This is a genomic window from Ruegeria sp. HKCCD8929, from assembly GCF_013031405.1.
Taxonomy (GTDB): domain Bacteria; phylum Pseudomonadota; class Alphaproteobacteria; order Rhodobacterales; family Rhodobacteraceae; genus Ruegeria.
The window spans coordinates 89,724-103,987 of sequence record NZ_WPZY01000013.1 but is presented as its reverse complement, the minus strand read 5'-3'; the positions used below and the strand labels follow the sequence as shown (position 1 = coordinate 103,987).

General features: G+C 62.6%; 12 protein-coding genes. 7 read left to right on the top strand and 5 right to left on the bottom strand.

What is annotated here, in order from left to right; genetic code table 11:
- The first annotated feature begins 6 nt into the window (after nucleotides 1-6).
- Genes napA through GOX53_RS18700 form a run of 3 tightly spaced genes read left to right on the top strand, consistent with a single transcriptional unit; the run spans nucleotide 7 to nucleotide 3,618 of the window.
- Complete coding sequence (gene napA / locus GOX53_RS18710) at nucleotides 7-2,508, top strand: periplasmic nitrate reductase subunit alpha (RefSeq protein ID WP_171178993.1); 2,502 nt, start codon at nucleotides 7-9, stop codon at nucleotides 2,506-2,508.
- Nucleotides 2,509-2,512: 4 nt separating this feature from the next.
- On the top strand, nucleotides 2,513-2,986 hold the full coding sequence (locus GOX53_RS18705; protein ID WP_171178991.1) for a nitrate reductase cytochrome c-type subunit: 474 nt from the start codon (nucleotides 2,513-2,515) through the stop codon (nucleotides 2,984-2,986).
- A complete protein-coding gene (locus GOX53_RS18700; RefSeq protein WP_171178989.1) occupies nucleotides 2,986-3,618 on the top strand; it encodes a NapC/NirT family cytochrome c in 633 nt (210 codons plus the stop codon). Before GOX53_RS18705 ends, GOX53_RS18700 begins: the two co-directional genes overlap by 1 nt.
- Before the next feature lie 100 nt (nucleotides 3,619-3,718).
- On the opposite strand, the gene GOX53_RS18695 is transcribed toward GOX53_RS18700, so the two are convergent.
- The 4 genes from GOX53_RS18695 to GOX53_RS18680 form a co-directional block, all read right to left on the bottom strand.
- A complete protein-coding gene (locus tag GOX53_RS18695; protein WP_171178987.1) occupies nucleotides 3,719-4,444 on the bottom strand; it encodes an aspartate/glutamate racemase family protein in 726 nt (241 codons plus the stop codon).
- A 12-nt stretch (nucleotides 4,445-4,456) separates the two neighbouring features.
- Entirely contained in the window at nucleotides 4,457-5,707 is a 1,251-nt protein-coding gene (locus GOX53_RS18690) for an FAD-binding oxidoreductase (RefSeq protein WP_171178985.1), read from the bottom strand.
- On the bottom strand, nucleotides 5,704-7,923 hold the full coding sequence (locus GOX53_RS18685) for a TRAP transporter permease (RefSeq protein ID WP_171178983.1): 2,220 nt from the start codon (nucleotides 7,921-7,923) through the stop codon (nucleotides 5,704-5,706). Before GOX53_RS18685 ends, GOX53_RS18690 begins: the two co-directional genes overlap by 4 nt.
- A 132-nt stretch (nucleotides 7,924-8,055) precedes the next feature.
- Nucleotides 8,056-9,066 (bottom strand): TAXI family TRAP transporter solute-binding subunit, encoded by a 1,011-nt coding sequence (locus GOX53_RS18680; protein WP_171178981.1) that lies wholly within the window; start codon nucleotides 9,064-9,066, stop codon nucleotides 8,056-8,058.
- Nucleotides 9,067-9,210: 144 nt separating this feature from the next.
- Between GOX53_RS18680 and GOX53_RS18675 the strand changes: the two genes are divergently transcribed.
- Nucleotides 9,211-10,149 (top strand): LysR family transcriptional regulator, encoded by a 939-nt coding sequence (locus GOX53_RS18675; RefSeq protein ID WP_171178979.1) that lies wholly within the window; start codon nucleotides 9,211-9,213, stop codon nucleotides 10,147-10,149.
- Here the strand turns inward: GOX53_RS18675 and GOX53_RS18670 are convergent.
- Nucleotides 10,146-11,171 (bottom strand): LacI family DNA-binding transcriptional regulator, encoded by a 1,026-nt coding sequence (locus GOX53_RS18670; RefSeq protein WP_171178978.1) that lies wholly within the window; start codon nucleotides 11,169-11,171, stop codon nucleotides 10,146-10,148. The two genes, GOX53_RS18675 and GOX53_RS18670, sit on opposite strands and share 4 nt — an antisense overlap.
- Before the next feature lie 115 nt (nucleotides 11,172-11,286).
- On the opposite strand from GOX53_RS18670, the gene GOX53_RS18665 reads away from it, so the two are divergent.
- Genes GOX53_RS18665 through GOX53_RS18655 form a run of 3 tightly spaced genes read left to right on the top strand, consistent with a single transcriptional unit; the run spans nucleotide 11,287 to nucleotide 14,252 of the window.
- Entirely contained in the window at nucleotides 11,287-12,798 is a 1,512-nt protein-coding gene (locus GOX53_RS18665) for a tripartite tricarboxylate transporter permease (protein WP_171178976.1), read from the top strand.
- Entirely contained in the window at nucleotides 12,795-13,250 is a 456-nt protein-coding gene (locus tag GOX53_RS18660) for a tripartite tricarboxylate transporter TctB family protein (protein WP_171178974.1), read from the top strand. The genes GOX53_RS18665 and GOX53_RS18660 overlap by 4 nt, the downstream gene beginning before the upstream one ends.
- A 42-nt stretch (nucleotides 13,251-13,292) precedes the next feature.
- Entirely contained in the window at nucleotides 13,293-14,252 is a 960-nt protein-coding gene (locus GOX53_RS18655; protein WP_171178972.1) for a tripartite tricarboxylate transporter substrate binding protein, read from the top strand.
- Nucleotides 14,253-14,264: the final 12 nt, after the last annotated feature.

The window sequence follows — 14,264 nt, the reverse complement described above, 5'->3', positions numbered from 1 at the left end:
AATTGCATGACTGAAGTTACCAGACGTGATGTCATCAAGGCACAGGCGGTCGCTGCCGCCGCTGCCGCGGCGGGCATCCCGATCCCCGCTGCAGCACAGAACTTGATCACTGAAGCCGAGCTTACGGACCTGAAATGGTCCAAGGCCCCCTGCCGTTTCTGCGGCACGGGCTGCTCCATCATGGTTGCCACCAAGGCAGGCCGCGTCGTCGCCACGCATGGCGATGCCGAGGCCGAGGTCAATCGCGGCCTGAACTGCGTCAAGGGCTATTTCCTGTCCAAGATCATGTACGGGCAGGACCGCCTGACCCAGCCGCTCTTGCGCAAGAGAGACGGCCAATACTACAAGGATGGCGATTTCGAGCCGGTCTCGTGGGATGAGGCCTTCGACACCATGGCCGAAAAGTGGAAGAAGGCCCTGGCCGAGAAAGGCCCCGGCGCGATCGGCATGTTCGGCTCGGGCCAGTGGACAGTGTGGGAGGGCTATGCCGCCGCCAAGCTGATGAAGGCCGGGTTCCGGTCGAACAATATCGACCCGAATGCGCGGCACTGCATGGCGTCCGCCGTGGGCGGCTTCATGCGAACCTTCGGCATCGACGAGCCGATGGGCTGCTATGACGATTTCGAGAACGCGGATGCCTTTGTGCTCTGGGGCTCGAATATGGCCGAGATGCATCCGATCCTGTGGACCCGCCTGGCCGACCGCCGGTTCAGCCATCCGCATGTGAAGGTGGCGGTGCTGTCGACCTTTATCCATCGCAGTTTCGATCTGGCCGATATTCCGGCGGTGTTCACGCCGCATACGGATCTGGTGATCCTGAACTACATCGCCAACTACATCATCCAGAACGGCGCGGTGAACGAGGATTTCGTCTCCAAGCACGTGAATTTCCGCAGGGGCGCCACCGATATCGGTTATGGCCTGCGCGACGATCATCCGCTGCAACAGGCTGCCGCCAACCCGAACTCGGGCGCGTCCGAAGAGATGACGTTCGAGGAATTCGCCGAGTTCGTGTCGGAATACACGCTTGAGAAAGCGGCCGAGATGTCCGGCGTTCCGGCTGACACGCTGGAGAATATCGCCAAGCTTTACGCCGATCCCGACACCAAGGTCATGTCGCTCTGGACCATGGGCGTGAACCAGCACACCCGCGGTGTGTGGGTCAACAACATGATCTACAATGTCCACCTGCTGACCGGGAAAATCTCGCAGCCGGGCAACTCGCCGTTCTCGCTGACCGGTCAGCCTTCTGCCTGCGGCACCGCGCGTGAGGTTGGTACTTTCTCGCACCGCCTGCCCGCTGACATGGTGGTCAAGAACCCCGAGCACCGCGCGATTGCCGAAAAGATCTGGCAACTGCCCGAGGGCACTGTGCCCGATTGGAACGGCGCCCATGCGGTGGTGCAGAACCGTAAGCTGAAGGATGGCGAGATCAACTGCTACTGGGTGCAGGTCAATAACAACATGCAGGCCGCGCCCAATATGATGGAGGAGGGGCTGCCGGGCTATCGCAACCCCGACAACTTCATCGTGGTCTCGGATGCCTATCCGACCGTAACGGCAGAAGCTGCTGACCTGATCCTGCCCGCTGCCATGTGGGTGGAGAAAGAAGGCGCCTATGGCAACGCCGAACGCCGCACCCAGTTCTGGTATCAGTTGGTCAACGCACCGGGTGAGTCCAAGTCGGATATGTGGCAGGTCGTGGAGTTTTCGAAGCGCTTCACCACCGATGAGGTGTGGCCAGCGGAAATCCTCGACGCCAACCCCGAATACAAGGGTAAGACCCTGTTCGAGGTGCTGTTTGCCAATGGCAAGGTCGATCAGTACGAGCTGACCGAAAAGGCCAAGGAATACGGCAACCACGAATCCGAGGATTTCGGGTTCTACATCCAGAAGGGTCTGTTCGAGGAATATGCCGAGTTCGGGCGCGGCAAGGCGCACGATCTGGCCTCCTTCGATACCTACCACGAAATCCGCGGTCTGCGTTGGCCTGTGGTCGACGGCAAAGAGACCCAGTGGCGCTTCAAGGAGGGGTACGATCCCTACGTGACCCCGGGCTCGGATTTCGAGTTCTACGGCAAGCCCGACGGCAAGGCTGTGATCTTTGCGCTGCCCTTCGAACCTGCCGCCGAAAGCCCGGATGACGAGTACCCGTTCTGGCTGACCACCGGTCGCGTGCTGGAACACTGGCACTCGGGGTCGATGACCCAGCGGGTGCCGGAACTGCACAAGGCGGTGCCGGACGCGCTGGTCTACATGCATCCCGATGACGCGCAGGCGATGGGTGTCCGGCGGGGATCGGCGGTCAAGGTCGAATCGCGGCGCGGCCACATCGTCAGCCGGGTCGAGACCCGGGGCCGCAACAAGCCGCCCAAGGGGCTGATCTTTGTCCCGTGGTTCGATGCGCGCCAGCTGATCAACAAGGTCACGCTGGATGCCACCGACCCGCTGTCGAAACAGACCGACTTCAAGAAATGCGCGGTGAAGATCGTGCCGGTGGGAGTGTAAACACATGAAACGCCAGACAGCTTTGATCGCCGCCATCCTGGCGGCTGCCATCGGCGGCGCGGCCCTTGCCCAGCAATCGGTTGCCACCCTGCGGGGTGGCACCCCGCTGGCCGACAATGCCGATCCGATGGTCATTCCCAAAGTGGTGAATACAGACCTGCGTCAGGTGCGCAACTACCCCGAGCAGCCACCGCTGATCCCGCACAAGATTGACGGCTATCAGATCGACCTGAACGCCAACAAATGCCTGACCTGCCATAGCCGCGAGGCGATTGAGATCAGCCAGGCGCCGATGGTCTCGATCACGCATTTCATGAGCCGGGACAACCAGTTCCTCGCCTCGGTCACGCCGCGCCGGTATTTTTGCAACCAATGCCACGTGGTCCAGACCGAAGCACGCCCGCTGGTCGAGAACGGCTTTGTGGATATCGACTCGGTTCTGGAATACGTGAAAAACCAGCAGGGGGGATCTGACTGATGTTGGGTTTCCTGCGCCGGACCTGGGGTGCGGTACGCCGCCCCAGCGTCCACTATTCCCTTGGTTTTCTGACCATGGGCGGCTTTGTCATGGGCGTTGTGTTCTGGGGCGGATTCAACACCGCGCTGGAACTGACCAATACCGAGACGTTCTGTACCGGTTGCCACGAGATGCGTGACAACGTGTTCGTGGAACTCCAGCCTACTATCCATTACACCAACCGCTCGGGCGTGCGGGCCACCTGTCCCGATTGTCACGTGCCGCATGAGTGGACCAACAAGATCGCGCGCAAGATGCAGGCCAGCAAAGAGGTCTGGGGCAAGATCTTTGGCACCATCAACACGCGCGAGAAGTTCCTGGAAAAGCGGCTTGAACTGGCCCAGCACGAATGGGCGCGGCTTGAGGCAAACGACTCGCTGGAATGCCGCAACTGCCATTCCGCTGAGTCGATGGACATCACCCGGCAGAGCACCCGCGCTGCCGAGGCGCATGAGCGGTTCCTGTTCACCGGCGAAAAGACCTGTATCAGCTGCCACAAGGGTATCGCCCACCAGTTGCCCGATCTGGGGCAGGCCTCTCTGATGGCCGCGCCCGAGGCGGTGGCAGAGCTGTCCGGTTATCTCGACCAGTAGGGCGTGATCCTCTGTTAGAGACTAAAAGGCCCCGGCGGAGCGATCCGCCGGGGCCTTTGGTTCATCGGTGCCGGGAGTTAGGGGAGGGTGCGCCCCGGCGTCAGATGAACCCGGAATAGGCGCGGCGGATGGCGGCGTCATGCACCATCGTCGTGAGCGTCGTCAGATCAAATACCGGACGACGGATCGCCTGTTGCAGCTTGTGCGCGTAAGGCGGCAGGTCTGTGCATTCCAGCACCACGGCGCCAATCTCGGGCGCGCGTGCCATCATGCCTTGCGCGGCTTCAATCAGCTCAGCCTCGACCTTCTCCAGATCCATTGCCGTGCGTTCGTTGCGCAGGATTACCGTGGCGAACTCCTCGGTGTGGTCCAGACCCTGCACAACGATGGGGACGCCAGCGGCGCCCACCCCTTCGAGATGTGCATCCGTTAACGCATCGGCAGAGGCAGTGAGCACGCCAACCGGTGCCCGGGTCATCTGATAGACCATCGGCACCTGGATCAGCGAGGACACGAAGGCCGGCACGGAGACCGCCTGCGCAATCTCTCGCTGGAACAGGGCCAGAAACCCGCAGGATCCGGTGATGGCGTGCACGCCTTTTGCCTCAAGCCGCTTGGCCGCCTCGATCAGGCAGCCCTTCATTTCGCCTGTCGGATTGCCAAGCAGTTCGGGCACGGTGATGCCGTCGAGCATCTCGTACATCACGGTGAAGGGCAGGCTGGAGGGGTTCTTGATATGGCCGGGCGGTTTCGGAAAGTAGCTTTCCAGCGACAGCACGCCGATCGAGATGCCACAGATATTCTGCCCGCCGGGATGGATGGTCATGGGTCTTGTCCCTCAGAAGCGCCGCACGCGGAACGGCGACAGGTCGATGTTGGATGCGGTGTTGGCCACCAGATCGGCGACGATCCGACCGGTTTTTGGGGCCATCATCAGGCCGTAATGGCTGTGTCCGAAGGCGCCGATCAGGTCCGGAAAGCCCTCGATCTCGCCGATACAGGGCAGGCTGTCGGGCAGGCTGGGGCGCTGGCCGGACCAGGTCTGGATATCGTCGGCTTGCAGATCGGGCAGCAGCGCCTTAGCCAGCTTGATCAGCCCGTCCAACCGCTTTTGGTTGATCGGTTGATCGAGCCCCGCGAACTCGGCGGTTCCGGCCACGCGCAGGCCTTCCTCCATCGAGGAGGCGACGAATTTCATGTCCATGTCCATGATCGAGTGGTTCAGCTCCACCCCCGGATCGCGGAACGATACGTGATAGCCGCGCTCGGCCTGCATCGGCACCTTGATGCCAAGCGGTTTCAGCAGCTCGGCCGACCACACACCCATCGCCAGCACCAGCTTGGGCGTCCAGTCCGTTCCCGCCTCGGTCGTGTAGGTCCAGCCGCCGCTTTCGGCCGGCAGGATGCCCCGGACCGACTGACGTAGAATTTCGCCGCCCATAGCCAGAAACTTCTCGGCAAGCACGGTGCCGATCCGTCCCGGCGAGATGGCCCGCGCCTGTTCCTTGATCAGGATTGCGGCCTGAAACTCGGGTGTCAGTGCCGGTTCCAGCGCGCGCAACTCGGCGGCGCCGATCCGCTCCATATCCGCCCCACGCTCGCGCCGCATCCGGTAGTCGATGGCCTCCGGATCGGCGGCATCGGCGTTGCGGAAGGCATGCACATAGTAGCTGTCACGCACCAGATCCTCATGTCCCGTCCCGTCCAGATGCTGCCGGTAGAGATCGACGCAATCCCGGTTCAGCAGGTCCATAGCATCCGAGATCTGGCCCACCCGACCCGCGCGCCCCTGATAGAGGAACCGCAGGCCCCAGAAGGCTACGCGTGGCAGATAGCTGGGCTTGATCGTCACCGGCCCCAGCGGGTCCAGAAGCCAGCCGGGCACCTTCTTCCACAGGCCCGGCATGGACTGCGGCACCACCGACCAGGGCGAGATGATGCCCGCATTGCCGTAGGAGGTCGCTTGACCAGGCGCGTCGCGGTCGATCAGGCGGACCCTGAGGCCCCGCTCGGCCAGCGACAGGGCCGAGCAGATGCCAACGATCCCGGCGCCCAGAACCGTCACATCCGGAGGGGCCGTGTCGCTCATTCCGCGGCCTGCAGTTTGCGTTGCTGCCCGAACTGCTGGATCAGAACCGGCGCCATCACTGCCAGCGCGGTCAGGTCCGAGCCGGTCGAGGGCGCGACCAGAAGCAGGCCGCCGATAGCCATCAGGATCCGCCACAGCCCGCCGAGCGGCGCCAGGAAATAGCCCGAGACGGCAGTGGCGATGGCAAAGACCCCCAGCGCGCAGGTCGCGGTGACTTGGACGAAGCTGGTGATCGTGAAGTACTCGGGCAGCACGATCAGCATCGTCGGCGCATAGACGAACACCATTGGCACCATCAGCTTGCCCAGACCCAGCGTGAACGCGTTGAGCCCGGTGCGGAACGGGTTCGACCCTGCGATGCCTGCCGCTGCATAGGCCGAGGCGCAGACCGGTGGGGTAATCTCGGAGATCACGCCGTAATAGAGTACGAACATGTGGGTGGCGAGCGGCGGCACGCCAAGCTGGCTCAGCGCCGGGGTCGCGACGGCCACCAGCATGATATAGAGCGCGGTGGTCGGCAGGCCCGCACCCATCAGGATACAGGCCATGGCGATCAGCACCAGCGACAGGAACTGCTGGATGGAGGGTTGCGAAAAGCCCTCGATCCCGGTCCAGTCGAACAGCGGCGCCAAGCTGGCGGCCATATCCGCCGCGCCGCCGGTGACCATGAAGCCCAGCCGGAAGCCGACGCCGGTGGTGTTGATGACACCCACCACGATGCCGACCGCCGCCGAGGCCGCACCCACGGCCAGCGCGTATTGCACGCCGACATGGAAGCTGTCGAACAGGTCGCGGAAGCTTTGGCGTTCATTGCGGTGCAGGCAGCCGAGGATCGTCAGCGCGCTGAGGATACCTGCCATGACCGGCGAGAAGCCCTCGCCGCTATAGGGCGATGCCTTCCAGAAGATGAACCCGAGCAGGGCCAATGGAACCACCAGCGAGGCGGGTTTGTTGAAGGCGCAGAAGCCCACGACGACGCAGAGCGACAGGCCCATAAAGGCCGCCATGTTCGGCGAATATCCCGAGAACAGCACCACCAGTAGGGCGACCAGTGGGATGATGGTGAACCAGCCTTCGCGCCAGACCTGCATGAACAGGGGCAGTTGATCCTTGGGATAGGCGGTCAGGCCCAGTTTCTTGGCGGTGAAATGTACGATCGAGATCACGCCGATATAGTGCATCATCGCGGGCACGATGGCAGCGATCACGATGGTGGTATAGGGCACCTCGAGATATTCGGCCATCAGGAAGGAGGCCGCACCCATGATTGGCGGGGTGATCTGGCCACCGGCACTGGCCGCAGCCTCGACCCCGCCCGCGAAATGTCCGGGATAGCCCAGCCGTTTCATGTTCGGGATGGTCAGCGAACCGGTCGAGACGGTGTTGGCGATGGACGAGCCCGAGATGGTGCCGAAGAATGCCGAGGAGACCACCGACACCTTGGCCGGACCGCCAGTATAGCGGCCTGCAAGGATCATGGCGTTGTCGACAAAGAACTGCCCCAGCCCCATGCGCTGCGCCACCACGCCAAACAGGACGAAGTGGAACACCACGGTCGAGACCACCCAGAGCGTGACGCCAAAGATGCCCTCGGACGGGAAATACATGTTGTTGACGAATTGCCGCCAGTCGACGCCCGGGTGTTTCAGGATCTGCGCGGGCATGTAAGGGCCGAACAGCGCATAGCTCATGAACACCAGAATGATCAGTGGCAGCACGAAACCGATGGTGCGGCGGGCAATCTCAAGCACAGTGAGGATCAGGACCGAGCCAAAGAACACATCCAGCCCCGACGGGTTGCCCTGCCGCAGTGCCTGTTCCGGCAGATCGAAGCCAAGGCCGGAAAAGCCGCGCCAGCTGAGCCACAGGAACAGCGAGGCGGCGATGGCCAGCCCGGCCAGTGCCCAGTCGTAAAGCGGCACATTACCCGGCGCCAGTGCGTTCGGCCCGCGCCATTCCAGGCTGCGTGCCGTCTTGATCAACGGAAAGCCCACGAAGATGAACAGAAAGAGGCCTGCCAGATGGATGCCCATATGCACATGGTCCACCGGCGTTCCGAACCCGGCGGTCCACAGGTGATAGAGCGCAAAGCAGATCGTGGCCCAGTAGATCACCCGGGTCAGAACCGGCCCGTTGTCCCGGGTGTTCAGAGCCGAGTCATACTGCTTTTCAAGCTCTTCGAGTGCCTTGTTGTCGAGATGGGATTGCATGGGCATGGCCGGATCCTCCGGTAGTCCTGGTGTCCGAGCGGTGCCGCTGCCTTTGGCCTCAAAGGTCCAAAGGGGTCACCGCCGGGTCAAAAAAGCGGCAGCGGGGGTATCCCGCCGCTGCCGCAGGTGCTGGGGGTCTTACTTCAGTACCCCGGCCTCACGGTAGAAACGCTCGGCGCCCGGGTGCAGCGGCACACCGATGCCATCGATCCCGTCCAACGCCGTTTCGAGCGTGATCACCTTGCCCTTGGGATGGCCGTTATCCAGCAGCTTCCGCGCGGTGTCGGACCACATCGCCTTGGTGACCTGATAGATCAGCTCTTCGTCCATGTTGGCGTTGGTCACCAGGATGCCGGACACCGCGACGGTGTTCACGTCATAGTCAACGCCCGGATAGGTGCCTGCCGGAATGGTCGACGGGATGTAGTAAGGCACGGTCGTGTTGGCCTGTTTCACCTCTTCATCGGTGAAAGAGTAAAGCTCCATCCCCTTGGTGTTGTCGAGTTGGATCATCGCGGCGACCGGGGTGCCGGCGGCGTAGAAATAGGCGTCGAGCTGCCCGTCCGCGATCCGCTCGGCGGATTGCGCGTTGTTCAGTTCAGCCTCGTCGATGTTGTCCCGGTTGACCTCGTGGTCGCCGAGGATCAGCTCGACCGCGATCTGCGTGCCGGAACCGGCCTGCGCGATACCGACGCGCTTGCCCTTCAGGTCCGCCAGACCGTCCAGCGCGGCATCCTTCGGCAGCACCAGATGCAGATCCTCGGGGAAGAGGTTGGCGATCACCCGCAGGTCGGGCTTGGCGTTGCCTTCATATTTGCCGACGCCGTGATAGGCGAAGTGCAGGGTTGCGGCGCCGGACAGACCGGCCTCCATCTGGCCTGCCTGAATTGCGTTAACGTTATGCGCCGACGCGTTGGTCGATTGCGCGATGGCGACCAGACCCGGAACGCCACAATTGCCGCCCTCTTCGCAGGCGCGCGAGCCCGGCGGGTTCGAGATGGCGTTGGCGATGATGCCGCCGATCGGGAAATACGTGCCGCCCGCGCCGCCGGTGCCGATCCGGAAAAAGCTCATCTCCTGCGCCGCTGCCACGCCGGTCATCATGGTGCAGGCCAAGGCCGCGCCGGTCAGTTTGCTGAAAATACCCATTGTCGTTCCCTGTTTGAGGCGCGCCCGTCTTGTGCGGTTACGCGCGGTGAATTCGGACCCACCTATGGTGTAAATCTAAATCAATAAATACAAACTCCAAATTCTATGGTATCCATAGATTATGCTTATGGAGCCGGAGAAATCATGAACCTGCAACAGCTTGCCGTATTTCGGGAGGTCATGAAAACCGGTTCCGTAAGTCAGGCGGCGCGCAATCTGCACCGAACGCAGCCCGCGGTCAGTGCTTCGCTCAAGGCGCTTGAGGCCGATCTGGGCATGGACCTGTTCCTGCGGGACGGGCGGCGGATGATTCCCGCGCCCGAGGCGCATTACCTGCTGTCCGAGGTGTCCGAGGTGCTGGACAAGCTCACCACCGCCAAGCAGAACCTGACCAGCATGCGCGACCGGCTCAAGGGGTCGCTGCGGATCGTGGCGATGCCGGGGCCGTCCTCGGTACTGCTGCCGTCCTTCATCAGCCGGTTCATCGCCGACAAGCCCGAAACGCAGGTCTCGCTGGCCACCCGCAGCTCGCCGCAGGTGCGCAACCTGATCGCGGCGCAGAGCTTTGATGTCGGGTTCTGCGATATCGGCGCGGGCGTGCATGACGACAAGCTGTTTCTGGGCGAGAGCATCCCCTGTACCTGCCTGTGCGCCTTGCCGCGCGGGCATCCTCTGGCCCAGAAGGAGGTGGTGAATGCCCGCGATCTGGACGGCGTGCCCATGGGGGCGCTCCAGCCCGAGCATTCGACCTATCGCGACACGCACAGTGCCTTTGCGGCGGTGGGCGCAAGGTTCAACATCCGCATCGACTCGCAGTATTTCCTGCCGCTGTTCCATTTCATCGAGGCGGGCCAGATCTGCGCAGTCGTCGATGTGCTGAGCGCGGTGAGCTACCGTCAGAGCAATCCCACCGATCCCAAGATCGTTTTCCGCCCGCTGACCCCCAGCGTCGATTTCGGCTATGCCATCCTGACGCCGCATCAACGTCCGCTGTCCCGCCTTGCCAGCGCGTTCGTGACCAGTTGGAAAGCCTGGGTCGAGGAAGCCATCGAGACGGTTCTGGACCCAGAGGCAGTGGCCTAGGAAATCGCCCCGGTCGTGCCTCGTAGGATGCAGTTCAACTCGCAACAAATCTGGAACAGCTCGGGCTCGTCCGAGGTGATGTAATCGGTGAACCGCTCTCCGGCGAGGGTGCCGATGGTCTCGGCGGGAATGCGGATCGTTGTCAGTCCAGGTTCCAGATCGACCGAGCCCTTGAAGTCCCCGATCCCCATGATCGAAATCTCGTCCGGCACCCGTAGCCCAAGGGACTGGGCGGCATAGAGCGCCCCATGCGCGATCACGTCGTTGCCGCAGAGCAGCGCGGTCGGGCGTTCTGACATCGCCAGCAGGTCCAGCGTCACCTGTTTGGCTTGCGAAATGCTGTAAGGCGCCTCGGACCGCCATGGATCGGGCACCGTGATGTCGCGCGCATTCAGTGCCGCCAACGCGCCTTCCAGCCGGTGCCGTGCCCGGTCGTTGCCCGAGGTGTCGGGAAAGATCAGCCCAACCTCGCGATGACCCAGCGCCAGCAGATGCTCCATCGCCATCCGCCCGGCCTGCCGGTTGTCGGTGCCGACGCAGGGTAGATCGGTGTCCTCGGAATAGTTCCAGATCGCCAGCGCCGGGATCTTTTGCTGCTGGATCAGGCGAAAAGTGGCATCGGAATGCTCGAGCCCGATCAGCGCCGCGCCGTCCACACGATGCTCCAGCAGCTTGCGGATCATCGCGTATTCGCGGTCCAGATCGTATCCGTGCGAGGCGATCAGCAGGCTGAACCCCGCCTTGTCGATGGAATCCGAGAACGCCTGAATGACCTCGGCAAAGATCGCGTGGTTGATGGTCGGTACCACCAGCCCGATGGTGCCCGAACGCTTCCCGTGCATGGTCTGTGCCGCACGATTGCGGATATATCCCAACCGCCGCACCGCCCGGTCGATCTTCTTCCGAGTCGCCGGATTGACCATTTCCGGGTGGTTGAATGTGCGTGAGACGGTGGACGCAGACACTTTTGCGGCCTGTGCAACGGCAATGATATCCACCTTATGCTTTTGTTTTCGAGCCATTATTTTTTGCCCCGCAGGTAATTTTATGAAAACATTTGCAATACTATTTTCATCTCCTACCCTGAATTGTCAACGAAAGTCCAAGACGCGGACAAACGGGTGGGGAGGCCCCGGGATGGAGTTCATCTATTACTTCGGCGACGTGTTCTCGCCCCTGTCGTTCCTGCTGCTTCTGGGCGGCACGATCGGAGGGCTGATCCTGGGGGCGACGCCGGGCCTGTCGCCCACGATGGCGGTGGCACTGCTCATCCCGTTCACCTTCCAGCTTGAAGCGGTGCAGGGTCTGATCCTGCTGGGCGCGGCCTATACCTCGACCGTTGCGGGCGGGGCGGTCAGTGCCATCCTGCTTAAGATCCCCGGCGCGCCGGCCAATATCGCCACCACGCTCGACGGGCATACCATGGCCAAGCAAGGGCAGGGGGCCAAGGCGCTACAGCTGTCGTTTCTCGCCTCGGCGGTGGGCGGCATCTTTGGCGTGTTGCTGCTGATCTTTCTAACCCCGGTTCTGGCGCAATGGGCGCTGGCATTCGGGCCGTCACACCTGTTCTGGCTGGCCATTCTGGGGGTGACGGTGATCGGTTCGCTGGACTCGGCCTCGGTGGTCAAGGGGCTCTTGTCAGGCTGTATCGGGCTGTGGCTGGCCACTATCGGGTTCGACGACATTATGGGCGCGCAGCGGTTCATCTTTCACCCCGCGCTCGGCGGCGGCATCAATATCATCGCCGCGCTGATCGGCCTGTTCGCCATCCCGCAGGTGCTGACCATGTTCGCCAAGGGCCGCCGCACCGCCGGGGCAGAGGTGATCGAGGTGCAGAAACACTCGATCCTCGCCGCCATGCGCGAGTTGTTCCGCCGCCCCCGGGCGCTGAGCATCGGTACCCTCACCGGGTCGATCATCGGGCTGATCCCCGGCGTCGGCGGACAGATCGCGGGGCTGGTGGCTTATGACCAGACCAAGAAATTCAGCGCCGACAAGGACAAGTTCGGCAAAGGTCACTCCGAGGGCGTGATCGCCGCGGAATCCGCCAACAACGCCATGGTCGGCCCGTCGCTGGTGCCGCTGCTGACCCTGTCGATCCCCGGCAGCCCCACCGCTGCCGTGCTGTTGGGCGGGCTGCTGATCCATGGGATTTTCCCTGGCTCGGACCTGTTCGACAACCACCCGGACGTGGCCTGGACCTTCATCAACTCGATGTTGATCGGGCAGGTGCTGATGTGCCTCTTCGGCCTCTACGTGGCCGGGCTTGCCGCCCGCGTGGCGCAGGTGCCGCAATCGGTGATGGCGGCCATCGTACTGGCGCTGTCGGTGTTCGGGGCCTATTCGGTGCAAAGCTCGATGGGCGATGTTTATGTGATGGCCTGCCTCGGTATCGGCATGTTCTTCCTTGAACGCTTCGGCTTTTCCGCGGCACCGCTGGTGCTGGGCCTGATCCTTGGACCGATTGCCGAGGCGAACTTCATTCAGGGCGGAATGATCGCGGACGCAACCGTCGGCAAGGCCTCCTATTTCCTGACCGGCGGGCTGAACATGTTTCTTATCGCCGTGGTATTGGCCTCGATCGCTTACTCCGTATGGATGGAGCTTCGCGCCCGCCGCCACACCACCAAAGAGGAGGCTATGGCATGAACCGCGCGCAACATATCGTCCCGTCCGGTATCGTTTTTGCCGTCGGCTGCTGGGTCGCCTGGATCAGCTATACGCAACAACCGGCCGAGGCCTTTCTGTTCCCGCGCCTGATCGCCACCGTCTTTGTGGTGCTGGCCGCCTGGACCTTTGGTAAGGCGGTTCTGGGGCTCAGCAAGGTGGGTGCCGGCGTCTCGCGCTCGATGATCATCAATCTGACCCCGGGCCTGCTCGTGGCTCTGATCTATGTCTTCTGGGCGGCGAAGGCCCTGGGCTTCTACACGGCAACCGCCGCCGCCTTTTTCATCCTGCTCTCGCTCTACGATCCGGCGCCGCATTCCGAGGTCTGGACCTGGATCAGGCGCGGGATCATCACCGGAGTTTTCGTGGCCGTGATGTATGGGCTCTTTGCCCTGTTGCTGAACGTCTACACGCCACGGGAAATTCTGTTCTGACCGCACGGGGGTGCGGTCGATATCAAAGGGAGGAAACGCAAAATGAAACGACTGATCGCAGGGGCGGCCTTAGCCCTCATGAGCCTGACCGGAGGCGCCATGGCGCAGGACTATCCCGAGCGGCCCATCATGATGATGGTGTCCTACGGCGCGGGCGGGGCGACCGATTTCCAGGCCCGTATCGTGACTATGACCGCCGGGAACGAGGACGCGCTGGGCATGCCCATCGCCATCATCAACAAGCCAGGCGCGGGTGGCCGCGTCGGTTGGAACTGGTTTGCAACGCAGGCCGATCCCGACGGCTATACCCTGGCCGCCTATAACGTCCCGCATTTCATCGCCCAGTCGATCAAGGGCGGGGTGGAGTATTCGGCGGACAGCTTCGAACCCATCGCCAACTGGGGGGCCGACCCGGCGGTATTCGTCGTGGCCACCGACAGCCAGTTCAACTCGATGGAAGATGTGGTCGCCCATGCCAAGGAGAACCCGGGCAAGCTGACCTTCTCGGGTGCGGGGCTGTTCGTCGGCCACCACATCGCCGCGTTGCAGATCGAAAAGGCAGCGGGCGTTAAGATGGCTTATATCCCGACCAAGGGCGGCGGGGCCGCAGCGATGAAGGCTGTCATTGCGGGTGAGGTCATGGGCGGTATCAACAACCTTTCGGATGCCTTCCGCGCGCAGGAGGCCGGGAACGTCAAGATCCTGGGCGTCGCCGATCTGGAACGCTCCGAGTTTCTGCCCGACGTACCCACGATGATGGAGCAGGGGCTGGACGTGGACAACTCATCGGTCAATTTCCGGGGCGTCATGGTGCCCAAAGGCACTCCGCAAGAGGTGATCGACAAGCTGGCCGCCACGGTGCCCGAGATGTTCAAGAACGACCGTGTGGCCAAGAAGATGCAAGCCGGTGGCTCGCCCATGCATGTGATGACCCGCGACGAGGTGATCGAGATGTGGGCCGCGCGCGAGCAGACGCTCAAGGAACTGCTGGCCGGTCTCTGAATTGAAACCCCA